Here is a 19,892-nt window from a genome sequence, read left to right as displayed (position 1 = left end):
TCTTGAGACAAAGTAAGGTCGTTTTAAAACGGTTAAAAAGGGGAAAAGAATGAACAACCACATCTATATGCTCCGTAAAAAACGGGGAATCAAGCAATATGATATGGCAAGGGCTCTGGGTGTATCCCCTAGCTACCTTTCCAAAATTGAAACCGGAAGCCAAGCTCCTACTGAAAAATTCAGACAAGCTTGCGCTAAATATTTGAAAACGACATTAGATAAGCTGTTTAACGACAGTCCGGTAGAAGAGGTTTATCCTGAATTCAGCCAAGGACTTACCAATAAACTCTGGGCAAAACGCAGAGAATTGGGTATCAAACAATACGATATGGCTAAAAAATTAAAGGTCTCGACTCCTTTCCTTTCCAAAGTGGAGTTAGGACTATTAGAGCCGCCTGAAGATTTCAAGAGCATGGCATCTAAAGTTTTAAAAATGAAAAAAGAGGAATTATTTCTACATAAAGTAGAATTCTAAATCGAATACGGGAGGTTATAACTCCCGTAAAGCAATACTGCACATTCTTTTCCCTTACTATGTGCCGTTGTTGAAACCCCAGGTTGTAACAAACCCGGGGTTTTTTATTTTCTTCTTACTTAACAAGCACAGTCCCGCCGGAATAATCCAGAACGATACTTTGTCCTTCTTTGAATTCGCCTTTCAGGATAAAACTACTGAGAGCGTTCCCGATCTCTCTTTGGATCAGTCTTTTCAAAGGTCTTGCTCCGTATTCAGGATCGAAACCCGCTTGTACAACGTGTTTCTTTAATGCAGGAGTGAAACTTACCTTTAATCCGTTTTCCTCTGCCTTTTTAGCCATGATCTGCAATTGTAATTCTGCGATCTTAGCGATCATTGCCTCGTCCACGGATTTGAATAGGATCACTTCGTCCAAGCGGTTTAAGAACTCAGGTTTAAAATGTTTTTTCAACCTTTGCTCCACCATTCTTTCTTTTTCTTCTTGTGAATACTCCGTCGAACCTAAAACATCCGAACCTAGATTAGAAGTAAGAATGATAACTGTGTTCTTAAAGTCCACATTCCTTCCCTTGGAATCGGTCAACCTACCCTCGTCCAGTATCTGTAAGAAAATATTGAACACTTCCGGATGAGCCTTTTCAACCTCGTCGAACAAGATCACGGAATAAGGTCTACGTCTTACAGCTTCGGTCAATTGCCCGCCTTCATCATGTCCTATATAACCTGGAGGAGCTCCTATCAATCTGGAAACTGAATGAGCCTCCATATATTCGCTCATATCGATTCGAAGCATTGCATTCACATCATCGAAAAGGAATTCGGACAATGCCTTAGCAGTTTCCGTTTTACCCACGCCTGTCGGTCCTAAGAATAAGAATGTACCGATCGGACGATTCGGATCGGCTATCCCTGCGCGGGATCTACGGATCGCTTCCGATAATAATTCCAAAGCATGATCCTGACCGATCACCTTGATCTTTAAAGAATCTTCCATTTTGAGAAGTTTTGCCTTCTCCCCTTGGAGCATTTTAGAGACGGGAATTCCGGTCCAACGAGAAACTATGTTCGCGATATCTTCCTCATCCACTTCTTCTTTTAGAAGTCTTCCCGATCCGGAAATTTTTTTGAGTTCCGCGTTCGCTTTCTCCATTTCTTTGGAAAGTTCGATTAGTTTTCCGTAACGAATTTCTGCGACTCTATTGATCTCTCCCCTACGCTCTGCTTCCGCCTCCAAAACCTTATATTTATCCGTTTCTTCCTTGATTTCCTTAATTTTAGCAATTTTGGATTTTTCCAGATCCCAACGAGCTTTTAGATTTCGGAAAAGTTCTTCCTGCTCCGAAAGTTCTTTCGCGATATTCTCTACTCTTTGTTTGGAAGCCGGATCCGTTTCTCTTTTTAAGGCTTCTTTTTCGATCTTTAAGGACTGGATCTTCTTACTCAGCTTGTCCAATTCTTCCGGCATAGAGTCCATTTCTATCCTCATCTTGGAGCTTGCCTCGTCGATCAGGTCTACTGCCTTATCCGGAAGAAAACGATCCGCTATATAACGATTCGATAAACTAGCTGCAGCCACGATCGCGGAATCCAAAATTTTAATTCCATGATGAAGTTCGTATCTGTCTTTTAATCCCCTAAGAATGGTAACTGTTTCCTCCACAGTCGGTTCCTTAACGTAAACGGGTTGGAACCTTCTCTCTAAGGCGGCATCCTTTTCGATATACTTTTGGTATTCCTTTAAGGTTGTAGCTCCAATACAGCGAAGTTCCCCTCTGGCAAGCATAGGTTTGAGCATATTAGAAGCATCCATTGCTCCTTCTTGCGCTCCTGCTCCCACGAGTGTATGGATCTCGTCTATGAATAGGATGATATTCCCTTCGCTATGTTTTACTTCGTCGAGTGTCGCTTTTAGTCTTTCCTCGAATTCTCCCCGATACTTTGCACCGGCAATCATCGCACCTAGATCCAAGGCATAGATTGTCTTGGTCTTAATTCCTTCCGGAACTTCTCCTTGGATGATCTTACCGGCTAGACCTTCTACGATCGCGGTCTTACCTACTCCCGGCTCCCCGATGAGCACAGGATTGTTCTTGGTCCTGCGGGTCAAAACTTGGATGGTCCTTCTGATCTCCTCATCCCTTCCGATGACCGGGTCCAGCTTGCCTAGTTTTGCAAGCTCGTTTAGATTTTTTGCATATTTCTTTAAGGCGTCCGCCTTGTTTTCCGGAGTATCATCCATGATGGGTTGTCCTTTTCTAAGTTCTAATACGACTTTTAATAATTTAGGATAATCGAGTCCTAATCGATTGAATTCCTGTCGAAGGGAAGAAGTCCCGTTCTTCAGAAATGCCAAGAGAACATGATCTGTGGAAAGATATTCATCCTTCAATTCGATCCTGATCTTGTCGGAAGATTGTAAAAGAGAGATTGCGGCTCGCGAAAATCCCTTTTCGGAATGACCTTCTACTCTAGGAAGCCTAGTGATCGCTTCTTCCGTTTTATCTAGGAACGTAGGTAAATTCAAACCCAGCTTGGAAAACAAAGGAGGAGCAAACCCATCTCCTTGTCCTAGGATTTGAGCGATGATATGTTCCTCTTGTATCTCGGGGTTCTTATCATAGGAGCTTTGTGCACCTGAAAGAGCCTCATTCAATTTTAATGTAATCTTATCTAGTTTCATTTTTTTACCGGATCTATTATGGATTCGACTTATACCTTAGACTGACTTTAAAGCTTTTTTTCATTAATTTCTGCCAGAAAGTCAGAGACAATTCTCAATTGCTTATGTCTCTTTTTTTTCCGTTTCTCAAACTGAATTCGTTTTGACAAGGGGATATGTTCCGCTGGGATTATAGTCCATTCCCTTTTCGGACAGGTGGTAAGTCCGAAAATCCCTAAAAGCCGGAACAACCCTAGATGACTAAAGAACCGCCCAAGGAAAGTTGGAAATCCCGTACTGGACTCATATTAACCGTTGCCTCGGGAGCGATCGGACTCGGAAATTTCCTCCGCTTTCCGGGACAAGCAGTACAGAATGGAGGAGGAGCTTTCCTTCTCCCCTACATCATTAGTTTTATCCTGGTCGGGATCCCGGTTTGTATCACCGAATGGGTGATGGGAAGAATGGGAGGAGAACATGGTCATAGTTTTCCGAATCTGTTCCGAGCCTATCTTTCTGGTGTACCTCTTAGACTGCTCGGAGCAATCGGTGTTACCATTCCTTTGCTCATTTATGTATATTATGTTTTTGTGGAAGCCTGGTGTTTAGCTTACGCATTCGATTTTATTACAGGAAATATCAGCTTGAACCCAGGGAACAGGGACCTGAATTCCCTCATCCAGAATTCTTCCGATCATTTTCATACCCTAGTAGGCGCTAAAGAAAATGGGATGGCCATAGAAGGTAAAATTTTTTACGCCACACTTGCCTGTTTCTTAATGAATTTCATCTTAGTGTATAGAGGGATCGCAAAAGGGATCGAAATATTCGCTAAGATCGCGGTCCCTTCCATGCTCATCTGTTCCGTGATCGTACTTGTTCGAGTATTAACTTTGGATAATATAGAGTTAGGGCTTGCCAAGATGTGGAACCCGAATTGGTCCGCTTTAGGAGAGGCTAAGGTTTGGATCTCCGCTGCGGGTCAGATCTTTTTTACTTTGTCTGCAGGTTTCGGGATCGCTTTGGTATTTTCCAGTTATCTTAAAAAAGAGAACGATGTGATCTTATCTTCCGTTTCCGCAGCTTCCCTAAACGAGTTTATAGAAGTCGGATTCGGCGGAATGATCACGATTCCTGTGGCATTTTTGTTTTTAGGAGTATCGGCAACTTCCTTCGGAACGTTTGGGATGGGATTTATCGCACTTCCATCCGTATTTGCATTAATGCCGGGAGGTTCCTTTTTCGGAGCGATCTGGTACTTTGTTTTATTCTTAGCGGCACTCACTTCTTCCGTTACGATGTTGCAACCAGTGATCGTGTTTTTGGAAGAAGCTTTTCATATTAGAAGAAGGATTTCTAGTTTTATTCTTTTTCTTTTCACATTCGGGCTTTCCTTTCCTATCTTGTATTTTAACAAAAACTTCAATGCGCTGGACCAAGCGGATTTCTGGGTTGGAACGGTTCTGATCTATATTTTAGCAACCTTACAGATCTTAATTTTCGGCTGGGTAATAGGCGCCAAAAAAGGTTTGGAAGAAGGTCATAAAGGTGCACACGCTCACCTACCTAAATTTTTCTGGTGGGTCATCCAATATATCACTCCGGCATTCTTACTTGTCGTATTCGGAATGTTCCTCTACCAAAATCTTGGATCTTATTTTAATAAAATGGATGTGGATTGGATGATCGCAAATGCCTCGGCTGGAACAAGCGCGGAAGAAGCGAAATTCCAGGCATTGATCTCCCGTTATGTATTTCTATCAATCCTCGCAGTATTCGGGCTCATTTACGTTTTAGTACATTTCAGCCTAAAAGGTAAGGAAGAATCCAAGGATAGATCCACGAACAAAATGCTACCAATCTTTTTGGGAAGTTTTATACTGATCCTGGCATTCTTTATGAACTTCTTTCCGTATAAAGAAACTTCCTCGATAGCGGCTGCATTCGGTTCCGTTTCTCCCGAATTAACTTTCGATGGAGCTGTGATCATGTGGGTTTCTTTGGGATTAGTGTCCCTTCTATCCTTATATTGTGTGATCAAACTTTTCCGGACCAGGGAAGCGTAAGTACCTTTGAGTAAAGTCGAAGAACAATTCAAAAAACTTTCCAAACTTTGGCCTGATTTCGAATCTAGATCGGGCCAGATCCAAATGGCAAATAGTGTGGAACAAGCGTTTGCCGGTTCGGAACATTTGATCGTGGAAGCGGGAACAGGTGTGGGAAAATCCTTAGCATATTTGATCCCTGCGGCAATGAGCGCGATAGAAGGAGAAGAGATCGTAGTCATCTCTACGGAAACAAAAGCTCTACAAGACCAGCTCATTCGAAAAGACATCCCTCTTGTTTCCCAAATTTTGGGACAGGAAGTAAAAGCAGAGATCGCAATGGGAGCTTCCAATTACGTCTGCAAAAGAAAATTAGGAAATGTTCTCACACAAGGGACCTTTGGTCCCGAGATGATGGAACATCTGAATTCATTTAAGGATTGGGTAAACCAATCCGAATCGGGAAGAAGGCAAGAATACGATGGATATGCCTCCCCTGATTTTTGGTCCAAGGTAACCAGAGAGGCGGACTCTTGCTTAGGAAGAAGTTGCCCGAATTTTTCTCATTCATTTTATTTTTTAGAAAGGGCCAAATGGCAGAAGTCCAATCTTCTGATCGTAAATCATTCCCTACTCGCGGCGCATATAGCATCGGATTTTAATATACTTCCGGACTTTAAAAAGATCGTAATCGATGAGGCTCATAATTTTCCGGAAGTTTTAGGAAATGCGTTCAGAATAGAATTATCATCTTTGGAGATCCAAAAACTTTTACAAGGTGTTTGGAATTCCCAGAAAAAATCGGGACTCGGATCAAGGCTTAATTCTCCTAAGATCAATGATCTAGCCAATCTTGCAGGAGAAAAACTTTTCCTTTGTTTCAATAAGGTAGTAGGAGAACTTCCGCTCAACTTTTACGGTTCCCAACGGATCCGCAGACCGTTAAAAATGGACGGAGGAGAATTAGAAGCAGCATTAGATTCTTTGCAAGAAGCGCTTCTTATAGAATTAAAAAAATATTCTAAAGAAAGCGACGAGTTGGAAGAGAAAGAGATCGCAATGGAAATAGAAATGTCTTCCGGAAGGATCGGTCAGATCGCAGAAGGTTTACATCTTTTCCGCACAATGGACGAAGGAGAAAGAGTTTATTGGGCGGATCCCCCGAATACGAAAACGAAAGAGATGTTCCCGAAACTTCTGACCCAACCTTTAAAATCGGAAACAATATTGCGGGAAGTGTTGGAGCCAAGAACGGAAAGTATAATTTTCACTTCTGCAACACTTTCCACAAATAAGGGCGACCTTGGCTATTTTGCGGATCGGATCGGAAGATTACCTTCTCGTTCTAAATTGGTGGCTTCTCCTTTTCCGTATGAAAAGAATGCATTGCTCTTTTTGCCGAAAGATATCAAGGATGCAACCGAATCTCCGGAAAGAAATGCGGCGGACCTTTCTCGTTATATTTTAAAATTGATCGAGCTTACTAAAGGTGGAGCATTCGTTCTATTTACCTCGAACAAATCCTTAAACGAAATTATAGAAACGATCCGCCCTCTTACGGATCTTCCAGTGATCTCTCAATTGGAAATGGGCCCCGAAGCGGCTAAGAATCGGTTTTTAGCGGAAAAGGACGCGGTACTTTTTGGAGTAGCTTCCTTCTGGCAGGGAGTGGATATTAGAGGTGATAAACTCAGATCCGTGATCCTCACAAAACTTCCTTTCCAACCTCCGAACGATCCGGTGCTGGAAGCAAGAAGTGAGAAGTTAAAGGAAAAAGGTGGAAATCCATTCAAGGATCTACAACTTCCTTATGCAACTACGGTACTAAAACAAGGTTTTGGAAGGTTGATCCGTTCCGAAAGGGATACCGGCATAGTGAGTCTATTAGATTCTAGGATTTGGACCAAATCATACGGCAAGGATCTGATCGATTCACTTCCCCCTGCAAAACGGATCTCCGAATGGAACCAACTAAAATTAGAATATTCTAAACTTCCCAATTATTCTTCCGGAGAAGCGGTATGAAATGTAAGACGCTTGTATTCTTTTTGATCTCAGGTCTTTCCCTTTATTCCTGGGAATCCAAAGACAAAACGGAAACGATCGTAAATTGGAGAACGGGTGAGATCCGTAAAACTGTGGAAGTTAAACTTCCGAAAATCTCGTTTCATCCCGACGATCCCGATTATAATAAGATCGGAACCGCAAAAAATATCACGGAAGCTCGAAACATCGCCAAAGAGACAGCAAAGGAAGAAATTAAAAAATACTTATATAGAAGTATGGAAAATCTTAAGTTGGATTCCAATCTTCTCTTGCGTGAAAAGATCGAACAAGACGAGTCCTTTCGCGAAATTTTCCAAGAGATCTACGAGAAGGAGCCGATCGAGATCCATAATCAATTCAAAGGAAATCAGCTAATCGCAACCGGCATTCTTTCTTTAAAAGGGAAAAAAGGGATCCTTTCCCATATTACTCTCCCTTATTCTTCCGAAAATTTTCCGGAAGCTCATCCGATCCATAGTCCAGCGGACCCTTATACAGGGCTCATAGTAGATGCAAGACATTTGGAAGTTGTGCCAGCTTTGTTCTCGGAGATCAGGGACGAGGATGGGATCGGGATCTATTCTCCCTTATTCGTCAAAAAAAGTTCCATAGTGAATTACGGTTATATTCGTTACTTTTCTAGAGTTCAGGATGCAATGAAGGAAGAGGTAGCAGGGTCAAAGCCGCTTTTGACTACCGCCTTGGGTGTTTTTGGAAAATTAGGAGCGGATCTTGTGATCTCGAACGAAGATGCGGAAAAGATCCTAGCCTCCCCCAAATCCAGGGAGGCACTTTTGAAAGGAAAAGTTATCGTGATCCTAAGGAAACAAGAGAAGTAAATACCTCTTCCGCCTTTTTATACGACTCGGAGAATAAATACGCATATCCCAAATCCAAAAGTTCCGTCCTAGAAAGTTCTTTTTTTCTGGCTTCATATTTCGGAATATTTTTGATCCTGTCGGAATATTCGGTCACTTTCTCTTCGTAAGAAGGGATCTCGCCTGCACCTGGAAGTTTTTCCAGGATATTACACGCTTCTTCGAATTTTCCTATATGAACAAAACATAATCCTAAAGATGCCAGAACATCTCTGTCTTCTTTTAAGTTTTCAGAATTTTCTCTAAATACTTTTAATGCTTCTTCGAATTTTCTTAAATGATAGAGGGAAAAAAATTCGAGTCTGGCAAAATATCCATCGGACCAAAGTGCCTTATATCTTTGGATGAGATCCGCGCAGGCTTTGTGGGCTCCCACTTCTTCGCATGCCTTGATCCCAGTGGTTAGAATTGAATAGGATACAGGGCTGGAGGATGCCTTGAAGTATTCGTGGAATAATACCGCAGCCTCTTTTGAATTTCCTTTAGCTCTATGCAAATATGCGCCGAGTAAAGGTGTGAGGACCGTTTTTCCTTCTAAAGGAAAATTATTGGCAGTATTTGTTTCCGTTTCGAATTCACAAACCGCTCTTAAATGATTTAAGAACACGTTCTTCGCATTCTTCTCCGCTAGTTTGGTTACTTCCTCGTAAGCTCCTGTTTCAAAGAGTTCCCAAGCGGACTCTTCCAAAGAAAGCTGTGTGGAAAGGGCGGAACTTTTAGCCATACGATACCTCTATTTTTGGTATCGGCCAATCGCACTTTTTCCTGCGATTTTTTTTAGCCCAAAGATGTTTCGCATGGAGACACAGAGTTCACGGAGTTAAAAAAAAGTAAGCTCTGTGTTCTTTGTAAGCTCTATGCGAAATTAGTCCTTAAGGATACAACCTTTCCATCATTCGAGGGAAAGGGATACATTCCCGGACATGTTGTAGTCCGCAGATCCAAGCGATCAATCTTTCCGTCCCGAGCCCGAAACCTGAATGGGGAACGGAGCCGTATTTTCTCAATTCCAAGTACCATTCATAAGATTCCACAGGAAGGTTTTCTTCTTCTAACCTTTTAGTGATATTTTCGTAACTTTCTTCTCTTTCCGAACCGCCGATGATCTCCCCTACTCCGTCTGGGGCGATCAGATCCGCGTTAAGCACCGTTCTTGGATCCTCCGGGTTGACTTTCATATAGAACGCTTTTGCTTCTCTAGGATATTTTTGGATAAAAACGGGTCCGCCGAATTTTTGGCAAAGCATCTGTTCTCTTTCGGAATTGATATCGTCCCCCCAAACTATATCTTCTTTCTGGGATTGTAGGTATTCCAAGGCTTCCTTGTAATCTATCAATGCGAAAGGTTTGGAAATATAATCTAGTAAAGAAGAAGGATCCCTTTCCAAAACTTTCAGTTCCGGACCACAGGCGGCTACAGTTTCTCGGATCACTGTTTTTACAAAATTTTCCTGTAATTTTAAGTTTTCTGCATGTGTTAAAAATGCGGTTTCAGCTTCCACCATCCAGAATTCCGTCAAATGTCGTCTGGTCTTACTCTTCTCCGCTCGGAATGTAGGTCCGTAACAGTACACTTTGTTATGGGCGAATATGGCAGTTTCCAAGTATAATTGTCCCGTTTGAGCGAGATAGGCATTTCCAAGATCGAAGTATTCGGTGGAGAATAACGTACCGGCCGATTCTCCGATCGAACCTGTTAATATGGGAGTATCGATTAAGGTAAATTGATTATCATGAAAATACTTCCGGATCTGGTAAGAAAGTTCACTTCTTACTTTTATAATGGCAAGCTGCTTACTGGAACGTAACCATAGATGTCTTTGGGAAAGTAGGAAGTCGATCCCATGTTCTTTGGGTGTAATCGGATAATTTTCCGATTCCCCCACCTTCTTGAAGGAAGAAAGTACAAGTTCGTACCCGATGGGAGACTTTTCATTCTCCACTAATTTGCCGACTACCTCGACGGAAGTTTCCTGCTTTAGGTGTTTGATCTCGGAGAACAGATCTTCTCCCAAAATCTCTTTTTCTGCGAGTATTTGCAGTATCTTTCCGGAATTTCTCAGACTTAAAAATTGTCTGGCGTTAGATCCTCTCAAACCGTGGACCCAACCTTGGATCCGTACGGTTTGATTTACATGTTCCGGCAAACGATTTAGATCAATGGTGGAAACTTCGGACATGATCCTATTTTAAGCATTCTACCCGACTGAAAAGGATTATTTTCGGATGACATCGGGACCGGAAGCTAAATCCTGAACCCATGACCGCGATTTTACTGGATGGCAAAAAACTTTCCCAAAAAATAAAAGATTCTATCGCCGAAGAGATCAAGACTCTCACGGCTTCCGGAAAAAAGCCCCCGAAACTCGCAACGATCCTGGTCGGGAACGATCCGGCTTCTGAAACGTATGTGAATATGAAAGTCAAGTCCTGCCATGCGGTAGGGATGATCTCCGAAAAGATCGAACTTCCGGAAACTACTACAACCGAGGAATTAATTGCTGTTATAGATAGATTGAACGCGGATCCAGACACTCACGGAATTCTTTTACAACACCCTTCTCCGCCTCAGATAGATGAAAGAGCAGCATTCGATCGGATCGCTTTACATAAGGATGTAGACGGGGTTACTACATTGTCATTCGGCAAATTGTCCATGGGAGTGGAAACCTATCTTCCGTGCACGCCCTACGGTATGGTCCTTTTATTAAAAGAATACGGGATTGACCCCGCAGGAAAAAGAGCCGTGGTGGTCGGTCGTTCTCCTATTTTGGGAAAACCGATGGCGATGCTTCTAACAGAAATGAACGCGACCGTTACTCTTTGCCATTCCAAAACCAAAAATTTGCCTGAGATCGTATCCCAGGCGGATATCGTTGTTGGCGCGGTAGGAAAGCCTGAGTTTATCAAAGCGGATTGGATCAAACCGGGCGCAGTATTATTGGATGCAGGCTATAATCCAGGAAACGTAGGAGACATCGAAATTTCCAGAGCATGGGAAAAATCCTCTTATTACACTCCTGTTCCGGGTGGTGTAGGACCTATGACAATTTCAGTCCTTCTACTCCAGACTTTGTATTCCGCAAAAGATCACTTTACACCCCCGTTGAAATGAAAACGATGTAACTCTGATGGCTATCAGTTTCGACGAGTGCTTCCAGACATATCCTCCGTTCTCTCCTCCCGCAGATTTGGACGATTTTTGGGCGGAGTCGATCCGTGAACTTAAAGGGTTTCCTGTTAAAAACCAAACCAAGGCTCTTCTCAAAGGGACCATTTTAAAAGAAACCATTTACGATATTTCTTTCCAATCTTACGGGAACGCAACGCTTACAGGCAGTTTGGTGATCCCCCGAAAGCGAGGGGATCTTCCCGTTCTCGTCTATTTCCACGATTATGCAAAAGACAGACCCCAGATCATTAAGGGACTGACGGAAGCAGGAGTGGCCCAACTGATCCTGGACCTCCGAGGTCACGGAACTCAACTAATCCGTCCAGTTTTGAAGGAAGGCGAGATCCCGGATCCGGATTGGACTCCAGGATATTATAGAAAAGGATTAGAAGCCAAGGAATCCTTCTTTCTAAAAGCAAATTACTTGGATGTGATCCGCACGATCGAATTTTTAAGGCTCACAGACGGTATAGATGGCGATAAGATCATTTTGGCCGGAAAAGGGATCGGAGCTTCAATGGCTTTGTTCGGGGCCGCAAATTCACCTAGAGTCAAAGCTCTTATATTAGAAACTCCTAATTTTTGCCACGTGGACGACACTCAACTGAAATTAGGAACAAGCTGGTCCAAAGAAATTTCGGAACAGATCTCCAACTCTAAATCCAAAAAGGCCCAACTTAAAAAAAATCTTTCTTACTTTGATAGTTTGAATTTTTCCAAAAAGATCAAGATTCCAACTTTAGTTTCCGTCGGAATGGAAGATAAAGTCTCTCACCCTAAATCCGTTTTTGCATTATTCAATCACCTGGTTTGCGATAAAAGAATGCAGGTTTATCCTACGGAAGGAAACGAAGCGGGGATCGCGGGGGACAAACAGAATTTGGCCAATCTGGAATTTGCGAAAGAGATCCTGTTCCCTGAATGAAAGAGATCCGTTTCCATAACTCTCTCAGCGGAAACAAAGAAGTATTCCGCCCGGAATTTCCGGACAGAGTTAGAGTATATTCCTGCGGACCTACGGTTTATAACTTCGCACATTTGGGAAATTTGCGAGCATTCCTATTCGTGGATCTTCTTAGAAGAGCTTTAGTTGCATTCGGTTATAAGCCGGATATGACCATGAATATCACCGATATCGACGACAAAATCATTCGTGAATCTTTAGCCCAAGGGAAAGGTATCAGAGAATTCACCGAACCATGGGTCAAAGCGTTCCAAGAAGATTTAGAATCTTTGAATATTCAAAAGTTGGAACATTACCCTAGAGCCACCGATTCTATCCCTTCCATGGTGGAGATCATAAAACATCTTCAGGCCCAAGGACTTGTGTACGAAAAAGACGGAAGTTTGTATTATTCCATCTCCAAGTTCAAAAATTACGGAAAACTTTCCAAAATAGACGTAAGCGGTATGAAAACGGGGACACGTTACGATACCGACGAATATGACAAAGACGATGTAAGAGATTTCGTTCTTTGGAAATTCCCGAAACAAAAGGGAGAACCTTCTTGGGAGACTGAGATAGGCTCCGGAAGACCAGGCTGGCATTTGGAATGTTCTGCCATGGTGCGCGATGTTTACGGCTCCGGAGTGGATATCCATACCGGAGGAGTGGATCTCACCTTCCCTCATCATGAAAATGAGATCGCTCAGAGCGAAGGAGCTTATCCGGAAGAATCTTTCGTAAAATATTGGCTTCACTCCGAACATCTACTCGTAAACGGAGAAAAGATGGCCAAGTCCAAGGGCAACTTTTTCACCCTAAGGGATTTGATAAAAGAAGGTGCGGAACCGCGTAATATCCGCTTCCTTCTACTCTCCGCACATTATAGAAGCAAATTAAACTTCACAAAAGAAAGATTAGAAGAAGCGGCCGGGTCCGTTTCAAAGATCCAAAACTGTATCAATCGATTATTAGAAGAATTATCTAAATTAGGAAAAGTATTCCAACCTCAGGGAAAAGCCGAAGTCGCTTCCTGGGAGGAATTTTTAGATAGCCTCGCAGACGATCTGAATATTTCCAAATTTTTAGCATCCGTTTTTGAATTAGTAAAAGATTCCAACCAATACTTGGATCAAAATTCTCCGAACGAGAATGATATCCTCAAAAGACTAGAATTATTCTATAAAATAGATTCCATCTTAGGGGTTCTTAGTTTCGAGAGAAAAGTGGAAGTTTTGGACTCCGAGATAGACGAACTTGTTAGACAAAGACAGGAAGCACGCAAAAACAAAAACTTTGCGGAAGCCGATAGACTCAGAGACAAACTGAACGAATTAGGAATTGTAATCGAAGACACAAAAGAAGGTCTTCGCTGGAAGAGAAAATGAGCCGCCAGGATTATATCTACGGAAGAAGAAATATCCGAGAAATTCTGGAGCGACATATTGAAAGAGGTTCCGAACTCCCCTTCCAAGAAATTTGGCTGACTTCCGGAGCCAAAAAAGAACTAGAAGATATTCTCTCCGATTTAGGGGAGAAACTTCTTATCAAAGAAGCTTCTCCCAGTAAGTTAGACAAAATGGCTCCAGGTGTGAATCACCAAGGAGTACTTGCACTCCGGATCCAACTCCACTCCGGAGATAAAAAATCGTTCGATTCACATCTGGAAAACTGCAAGGGACCGATCCTGGTTTTGGACCGGATCCAAGATCCGGGCAACCTGGGAAATATTTTGAGAACGGCAGAATGTTTCGGAGTAGAAACAGTCCTTATACCTGAAAGGGATTCCTCCGGAATCACTCCTGCGGTGGAAAAAGTAGCGTCAGGTGCCCTCGCCTATCTTAACGTTTTTAAAGTCGGGAACCTGGCACAAATATTAGAAAAACTGCAAAAACGAAATTTCTGGGTGGTTTCCACTTCCGATAAAGGTACGGAAGATTGGTCCAAAATCCCCGCCTGGGAAGAACTCGTGATCCTGATGGGAAATGAAGGAGAAGGTCTAAAAAGGATCTTAATGGAAAAATCCGACTTTACGGTCCGTATTCCCCTTCACGGTCATATTTCCTCTTTAAATGTGACAGTCGCCACCGGGATTGTACTCGATCGTTTGAAAAACCGACCAAAGTAAATCTTACTCAAACATTTATTTCCTTTTTGTTACGATGGAAAGAGAAAGTTTAGATCAAATTCTAGCTTGCGATTTTTGAGGATCAGTAACAGACTTTCTATAATATCTTCTGCGATGTCTTGAAGGAACTCCAACATGACGTTTTCCGGAAATTTGGATTATATCGAATGAAAAGATTTTTATCTTTCCGAACTCTGTTCTTATTTTTTACACTTCTATCTTTCGGAAATTGCGATTATTTACAGGACAGGCTCACACCTTCCGATAACAAATCATTAGCGGATCAAATTAAAGATTATATCATTTCTGCATATTTTGCGGAACAGAACCACGCATTATATAAATTTTCTACGGTCTTCCCGGATATGGCAGTGGGAAGCCTTTCTCCCCTGTATTTTCAAGATCCTTATTTTCAGCGAGATAATTCTAAAGCAAAAATCATACTTATCCATGGTTGGGACTTTGCGGAAAGGCAAACGGATCTTCCTACCGATTTTAATAAAAAAGTGGCAAACCTACTTGGCACTTGGAACCAAGGCCTCGCGTTCATCACTCAGACCACCGATCTACCCGGCGGTTATAGCAGTAGTGTGTATGATACAGTCGAAATTTATGTTTTTACGTATAGAACTTCCGATTATATTCAAGTGAACGGAAGAAGATTCATCGACTCTCTAAATGCAGCATTCACATCTTCCGACAAAGTGGTAGTTGTGGCTCACTCAATGGGAGGTCTTGTTTCGAGAGCGGCAGTCCAACATGCAAATAATACTAAGAATGTGATAGATCATATAGTCACTTTAGGAACTCCATATTACGGATCTCCGTATTCTTCACCTCAATACACGGGAGATTTAACCGCCATCGGAACAATTATTAAATTTATGACGGACACTCCCGGCGGACAAGGACTTGCGTATACCAACGGGATTAGTGCAGGCGTAGATCCAATCTCTCCTACGATTGTAGACGGAACGAACCAAGCATTTAACTTCTTCTTAGAAAGTATGATCGCAAATACTTCCAGAGACTCCATTACAACCGTTTACGGCGGGGATATGGGTGCTGGAAATTGCGGTGGTGCCGATCATGCAGGTACATATCAAGCTGCTTGTACAGTGATCACAAATGGGAATCCGGTGTTTGCTAGCTCAGACGGGATTGTACCTTTAGCTTCCGCATTGTTGAATAATAGGGCCGGAACAGAACACACTGTAACCGATATGGATCATTCCCAAATGTCATTTAGGAATGAAGGTGGAACAGGAGGCGGACTCACAAAAGTAAAAACACATTTTAATAATGTATTCGCTGAAGTGCTTACAATTGTGAACGGACTGTAAAAAACCGAAGGAAAGATCGATTCCTAAGTTCGAATTTTTTAAGTGCTGCGAGGTAACTTCTTGTGCATGTTGGAATTCCAACGCGTGTGGAGTCGACGGCCCCCGCCCGAACTTTGGGTGGCGGGGAGTGGCTCGTGGGAAGATTGCACATCCGCCTCTATATCAAAATATTCTTAAATTAGCAAGTCAGATTCGCATGTTCAATGAGAGGAATGTAGATTCTGAATTCCTCTTCACCTATTGATCTTCAGAGTCTGACCTTGATCCCCATTTCTCTCATATTTTCTTTTGTTTCTTGGATAGTAAATTCCCCAAAATGAAAAATGGATGCCGCAAGAACTGCGTCAGCCTTTCCTCTGAGTATCGCTTCCACCATATGTTCCGGATTTCCGGCACCACCGCTTGCTATAATAGGAATTTCTAAATTAGAAGAAAATAATTTTAGTAATTGGATATCGAATCCTTTTTTAGTCCCGTCCCTATCCATGGAAGTGAGCAATATTTCTCCTGCACCTCTATCCTGGGCTTCTTGTCCCCAGTCTAAGGCGTCTCTTCCCGTCTCTGTTCTTCCACCGTGCAGGAATACTTCGTATCTTTGTCTATCAGGATGAAATTTTACATCTACTGCGCATACGATACATTGGGAACCGTAAATTTCCGCGGCTGCTCGAAGTAGATCCGGATTTTGGAATGCGGCCGTATTTATGGAAACTTTGTCGGCGCCCTTTTCCAAAACCGCTTTCACATCGTCTAAGGTGCGAATTCCTCCGCCCACTGTGAATGGGATAAATATCCTTTCCGCAACTGCTTCTACTAAATGAATTAAGATGTCTCTTTTATCGCTGGAAGCAGTGATGTCTAAGAAACATAACTCGTCAGCGAGATTTTTTTCGTAAACCACGGCAGATTCGACAGGATCTCCCGCGTCTACCAGGTTTACAAAATTCACTCCTTTGACTACCCTACCGTCTTTTATATCCAGGCAGGGAATAATTCTCGCGGTAAGTTCACTCATTTGATCTTTTCGGGCAATTCTACTTTAGAAGCCCAGTCGGAGATCATTTTAGCAAAACCGAATATTTTATTTTCATGTAAAGCAGGAGCGGTGATCTGTAAACCGATCGGAAGTCCTTTTGAATCCGTACCGATAGGGACAGACATAGCAGGAACTCCGGCCAAGTTCACGGAAGTTGTAAGAATATCCGCCTTATACATTTGGATCGGATCGGAAGTTTTTTCACCCACTTTGAAAGCAGTCGTAGGAGAAGTAGGCTGAAGGATCAGATCCACTTTCGAAAAATAACCTTCGTATTCTTTTTTGATCAAAACTCTGGCTTTCTGAGCTCTTCCATAATACGCATCGTAGTATCCGGCGGATAGGGAGAATGTTCCGAGTAAAATCCTTCTCTGGACTTCTTTTCCAAAACCTTCGCTTCTAGTTGTGACGTATAGATCTTCCAGTTTACCGTTCGGGTCCTTTCTTTGTCCGAAACGGATCCCATCGAATCTGGAAAGATTGGAAGAACATTCCGCTGTTGCGATGATATAATAGATAGGAATGGAATTGGAAAGAAGAGAAAAATCCAGCTCTACAAGCTGAGCTCCCTTGGACTCCAACTCCGACAAAAGAGATTCGTAAGCCTTTGCAACATCCGGCTCAATCTCAGAAGTTATCTTCATCTTACCTATTTTCAATTCTTTCCAAGGAAGTTCTTTCACATTAGAAGGATCGAATGCTGGAATATTTTTAGAAGTAGCGTCCCGCTGATCTTTTCCGGAAATCACAGAATATACATCGATGATCCCGTCTATGTCCTTTGACAAAGGACCGATCTGATCTAAGCTAGATGCATAAGCTACAAGCCCATATCTGGAAACTGTTCCATAAGTCGGTTTTAAACCGTAGATCCCGCAAAGTGATGCAGGCTGTCTAACGGATCCACCGGTATCCGAACCCAATGCTACCGGAACGAAGGAAGCCGCAACGGCAGCAGCAGACCCGCCGGAAGATCCCCCAGGGATCCTTGTTGTATCGAAAGGATTTTTAGTAATTTGATACGCGGAGTTTTCCGTGGAGGAACCCATCGCAAACTCGTCCATATTGGCCCTTGGAATGAGAACAAACCCTTTTGCTAAAAGTTTTTCGATCGCAGTCGCATGAAAAGGAGAGCGATAGTTTTCCAAAATTTTAGAAGCACAAGAAGTGATCGTGTTCTCTATACAGATATTGTCCTTCACTCCGATCGGAATACCGTCGAATTCGGAAAGAGGTTTACCTAATTTTCTTCTTTCGGTGCTTTCCGCTGCGGCCTTCAAGATACTTTCTTTTTCCCAAGAAAGAAATGCCTTAATTTTAGAGTCTTCCGCTTCTATACGAGCGACAAGAGACTCGATCAATTCCATAGGAGTAAATTCCCCGGAATTTAAACCTTTTTTAATATCGGAATATTTTAATTTCCAAAGTTCTTTCATGTTTCGATCACCTTTGGGACCACGAAGTATCCGTTTTGGAAACTCGGCGCGAAGGATTCTATCTGAGAGCGGCTTAGGCCCTCTTGCGCTTTATCTACACGAAGAGAATTTCCTTCGTTCGGATATAAGTCCTCGTCGGATACGGAACTCACATTTAACTCAGTGATCGTATCCACATAATTCAGCACCTTATTAAAATCCGTAAGGAAGTTTTGGATATCCTTCGGATCTATTTTGAGCCTAGATAACTCTGCGATTTTTTGAAGGGATTCTTCGTTTAGGTTCACGGCCTTCGTTCTCCTTTTTTTCCCTTAATAGGCATTTTTATCCATCACACCTTTTAAAGGTGTGAGAAGGATGATTTTAATATCCAACCAAAGAGACCAGTTTTCTATATAGTAGATATCTGCATCGATCCTTTCATCGATGGAAGTGTCTCCTCTCAGACCTTTGACTTGCGCAAGACCGGTAATACCTGCTTTAACCGCATGCCTTCTCATATAATGCCTATGATCCGTTTTGAATTTTTCGACAAAATGAGGTCTTTCGGGTCTTGGACCCACTACAGACATATCTCCTAAAAGCACATTAAAAAACTGAGGTATTTCGTCAAGGGAGGTCTTGCGCAGTATCTTACCAATCCCGGTCACCCGTGGATCATTTTGGACCGTCCATGTAGTCTCGGATTGTGACTTGGTTTGAACGACCATACTTCTGAACTTGATCATCTTAAAACTTTTATTGTCTAAGCCGACCCTCTCCTGATAATAAAAGACGGGGCCTTTTGAGCTTAATTTGATGAGAAGAGCAATGATCAAAAATACGGGTGAAAAAAGTATAATAAAGAAAAGAGAAAATAGAATATCGAAACTTCTTTTGATGAACCGATTATAACCTAATCGTACGGGAATGTTTCGAATAGAAATGACCGGAAGACCGTCCATCTCATCCACTCTTCCCTTTGCCTTGATAAACTCTTGGAAACCGGGAATTACTTTTAAATCGATACCTTCCGTATCGCAAGCATCCAATACCGCTTCCAGACAATCCCCTTCCGCATTATTCAATGCATAGACAACTAGGTCCGGTTTAACCTCGGATAAAACCTTTTCTATCTTATCGGTTTTTCCGACTAACTTCATATCCTTTCGAATGGCCTTCGTGTTTCCGGAACTTACATAACCGACGATTTGATATCCATAGATCTGATGCCTTTGTACAGAATCAGCAAAACGTAGCGCAGTTTCTCTAGTTCCAATCACAAGAACCCTGCGTAAATTGTAACCTTTACTTCTAAGATATCGTAAGAATTGGCGGGCGAGAAGGTGAAGAAGCCCGATAGAAAAAATATTGGTCCCGGCAAAAACTAAAATGAAAGAACGAGAAAATCTTTCGCTACCGAAATCCCCTCGGAAGAAGAATAACATAGACAATACGAATAGTAAATTTAAGAACACACCCCCGAAGATCGCTAGGAACTCATCCAAAAAGGAGAGTCCACGTCTCGGATGATACAGATCTATAAATAAAAAAACGATTACTTGAGAAACGGAAAGAACGGAACCCAATATAAAATAACTTTCCAGATCTATATAAGATCTATCCACTCCCGTTGGATCTCCAACATAGAAACGGAGAAGGAATGCAAATACACAACTTCCCAAGGAGAAAATCAGGTCCAAGAAGACGAATAATAATTTAAAAGTTTGGCTTCTCTCTTTCAACATA

General features: G+C 42.3%; 16 protein-coding genes. 9 read left to right on the top strand and 7 right to left on the bottom strand.

Annotation, left to right across the window (positions count from 1 at the left end; genetic code table 11):
- Positions 1-67 precede the first annotated feature (67 nt).
- On the top strand, positions 68-475 hold the full coding sequence (locus AB3N61_RS07545; protein WP_036088666.1) for a helix-turn-helix transcriptional regulator: 408 nt from the start codon (positions 68-70) through the stop codon (positions 473-475).
- Between the two features lie 115 nt (positions 476-590).
- Here the strand turns inward: AB3N61_RS07545 and clpB are convergent, their stop codons facing one another.
- Positions 591-3,158, bottom strand: coding sequence for an ATP-dependent chaperone ClpB (gene clpB / locus AB3N61_RS07540; protein ID WP_367898945.1), 2,568 nt, complete (start codon positions 3,156-3,158; stop codon positions 591-593).
- A gap of 236 nt (positions 3,159-3,394) precedes the next feature.
- Between clpB and AB3N61_RS07535 the strand changes: the two genes are divergently transcribed.
- Genes AB3N61_RS07535 through AB3N61_RS07525 form a run of 3 tightly spaced genes read left to right on the top strand, consistent with a single transcriptional unit; the run spans position 3,395 to position 8,067 of the window.
- Complete coding sequence (locus tag AB3N61_RS07535; RefSeq protein WP_367898944.1) at positions 3,395-5,203, top strand: sodium-dependent transporter; 1,809 nt, start codon at positions 3,395-3,397, stop codon at positions 5,201-5,203.
- A 6-nt stretch (positions 5,204-5,209) separates the two neighbouring features.
- Entirely contained in the window at positions 5,210-7,207 is a 1,998-nt protein-coding gene (locus AB3N61_RS07530; RefSeq protein ID WP_367898943.1) for an ATP-dependent DNA helicase, read from the top strand.
- Positions 7,204-8,067 carry a hypothetical protein gene (locus AB3N61_RS07525; RefSeq protein ID WP_367898942.1) on the top strand — a complete coding sequence of 288 codons (864 nt, stop codon included), beginning with the start codon at positions 7,204-7,206 and terminating at the stop codon, positions 8,065-8,067. The genes AB3N61_RS07530 and AB3N61_RS07525 overlap by 4 nt, the downstream gene beginning before the upstream one ends.
- Here the strand turns inward: AB3N61_RS07525 and AB3N61_RS07520 are convergent.
- The gene (locus AB3N61_RS07520) at positions 8,036-8,830 is read right to left on the bottom strand and encodes a tetratricopeptide repeat protein (RefSeq protein WP_367898941.1); all 795 of its coding nucleotides are present in this window, start codon (positions 8,828-8,830) and stop codon (positions 8,036-8,038) included. The genes AB3N61_RS07525 and AB3N61_RS07520 overlap by 32 nt on opposite strands.
- A gap of 148 nt (positions 8,831-8,978) precedes the next feature.
- Positions 8,979-10,286, bottom strand: a complete 1,308-nt coding sequence (asnS, locus tag AB3N61_RS07515; protein ID WP_367898940.1) for an asparagine--tRNA ligase — start codon at positions 10,284-10,286, stop codon at positions 8,979-8,981.
- An 80-nt stretch (positions 10,287-10,366) separates the two neighbouring features.
- On the opposite strand from asnS, the gene folD reads away from it, so the two are divergent.
- The 5 genes from folD to AB3N61_RS07490 all read left to right on the top strand — a co-directional run bounded on the left by folD (position 10,367) and on the right by AB3N61_RS07490 (position 15,692).
- Positions 10,367-11,221, top strand: a complete 855-nt coding sequence (folD, locus tag AB3N61_RS07510) for a bifunctional methylenetetrahydrofolate dehydrogenase/methenyltetrahydrofolate cyclohydrolase FolD (RefSeq protein ID WP_367898939.1) — start codon at positions 10,367-10,369, stop codon at positions 11,219-11,221.
- Positions 11,222-11,237: 16 nt separating this feature from the next.
- Complete coding sequence (locus AB3N61_RS07505; RefSeq protein WP_020768434.1) at positions 11,238-12,203, top strand: acetylxylan esterase; 966 nt, start codon at positions 11,238-11,240, stop codon at positions 12,201-12,203.
- Positions 12,200-13,609 (top strand): cysteine--tRNA ligase, encoded by a 1,410-nt coding sequence (gene cysS / locus AB3N61_RS07500; RefSeq protein WP_020768074.1) that lies wholly within the window; start codon positions 12,200-12,202, stop codon positions 13,607-13,609. Before AB3N61_RS07505 ends, cysS begins: the two co-directional genes overlap by 4 nt.
- Positions 13,606-14,349 carry a 23S rRNA (guanosine(2251)-2'-O)-methyltransferase RlmB gene (gene rlmB / locus AB3N61_RS07495; protein ID WP_367898938.1) on the top strand — a complete coding sequence of 248 codons (744 nt, stop codon included), beginning with the start codon at positions 13,606-13,608 and terminating at the stop codon, positions 14,347-14,349. The genes cysS and rlmB overlap by 4 nt, the downstream gene beginning before the upstream one ends.
- A 167-nt stretch (positions 14,350-14,516) precedes the next feature.
- On the top strand, positions 14,517-15,692 hold the full coding sequence (locus tag AB3N61_RS07490; RefSeq protein ID WP_367898937.1) for an esterase/lipase family protein: 1,176 nt from the start codon (positions 14,517-14,519) through the stop codon (positions 15,690-15,692).
- A gap of 247 nt (positions 15,693-15,939) precedes the next feature.
- On the opposite strand, the gene hisF is transcribed toward AB3N61_RS07490, so the two are convergent.
- Genes hisF through AB3N61_RS07470 form a run of 4 tightly spaced genes read right to left on the bottom strand, consistent with a single transcriptional unit; the run spans position 15,940 to position 19,891 of the window.
- Positions 15,940-16,707, bottom strand: coding sequence for an imidazole glycerol phosphate synthase subunit HisF (gene hisF / locus AB3N61_RS07485; protein ID WP_020768165.1), 768 nt, complete (start codon positions 16,705-16,707; stop codon positions 15,940-15,942).
- Complete coding sequence (gatA, locus tag AB3N61_RS07480; protein ID WP_367898936.1) at positions 16,704-18,164, bottom strand: Asp-tRNA(Asn)/Glu-tRNA(Gln) amidotransferase subunit GatA; 1,461 nt, start codon at positions 18,162-18,164, stop codon at positions 16,704-16,706. The genes hisF and gatA overlap by 4 nt, the downstream gene beginning before the upstream one ends.
- Positions 18,161-18,451: an Asp-tRNA(Asn)/Glu-tRNA(Gln) amidotransferase subunit GatC gene (gatC, locus tag AB3N61_RS07475; protein ID WP_020768448.1), complete on the bottom strand. Its 291-nt coding sequence runs from the start codon at positions 18,449-18,451 to the stop codon at positions 18,161-18,163. Before gatC ends, gatA begins: the two co-directional genes overlap by 4 nt.
- A 24-nt stretch (positions 18,452-18,475) precedes the next feature.
- The gene (locus AB3N61_RS07470; protein ID WP_036088660.1) at positions 18,476-19,891 is read right to left on the bottom strand and encodes an undecaprenyl-phosphate glucose phosphotransferase; all 1,416 of its coding nucleotides are present in this window, start codon (positions 19,889-19,891) and stop codon (positions 18,476-18,478) included.
- Position 19,892 lies beyond the last annotated feature (1 nt).

The sequence above is a fragment of the Leptospira sp. WS58.C1 genome, from assembly GCF_040833995.1.
GTDB classification, from domain to species: domain Bacteria; phylum Spirochaetota; class Leptospiria; order Leptospirales; family Leptospiraceae; genus Leptospira_B; species Leptospira_B cinconiae.
This window is presented reverse-complemented; position numbering and strand designations above follow the sequence as displayed.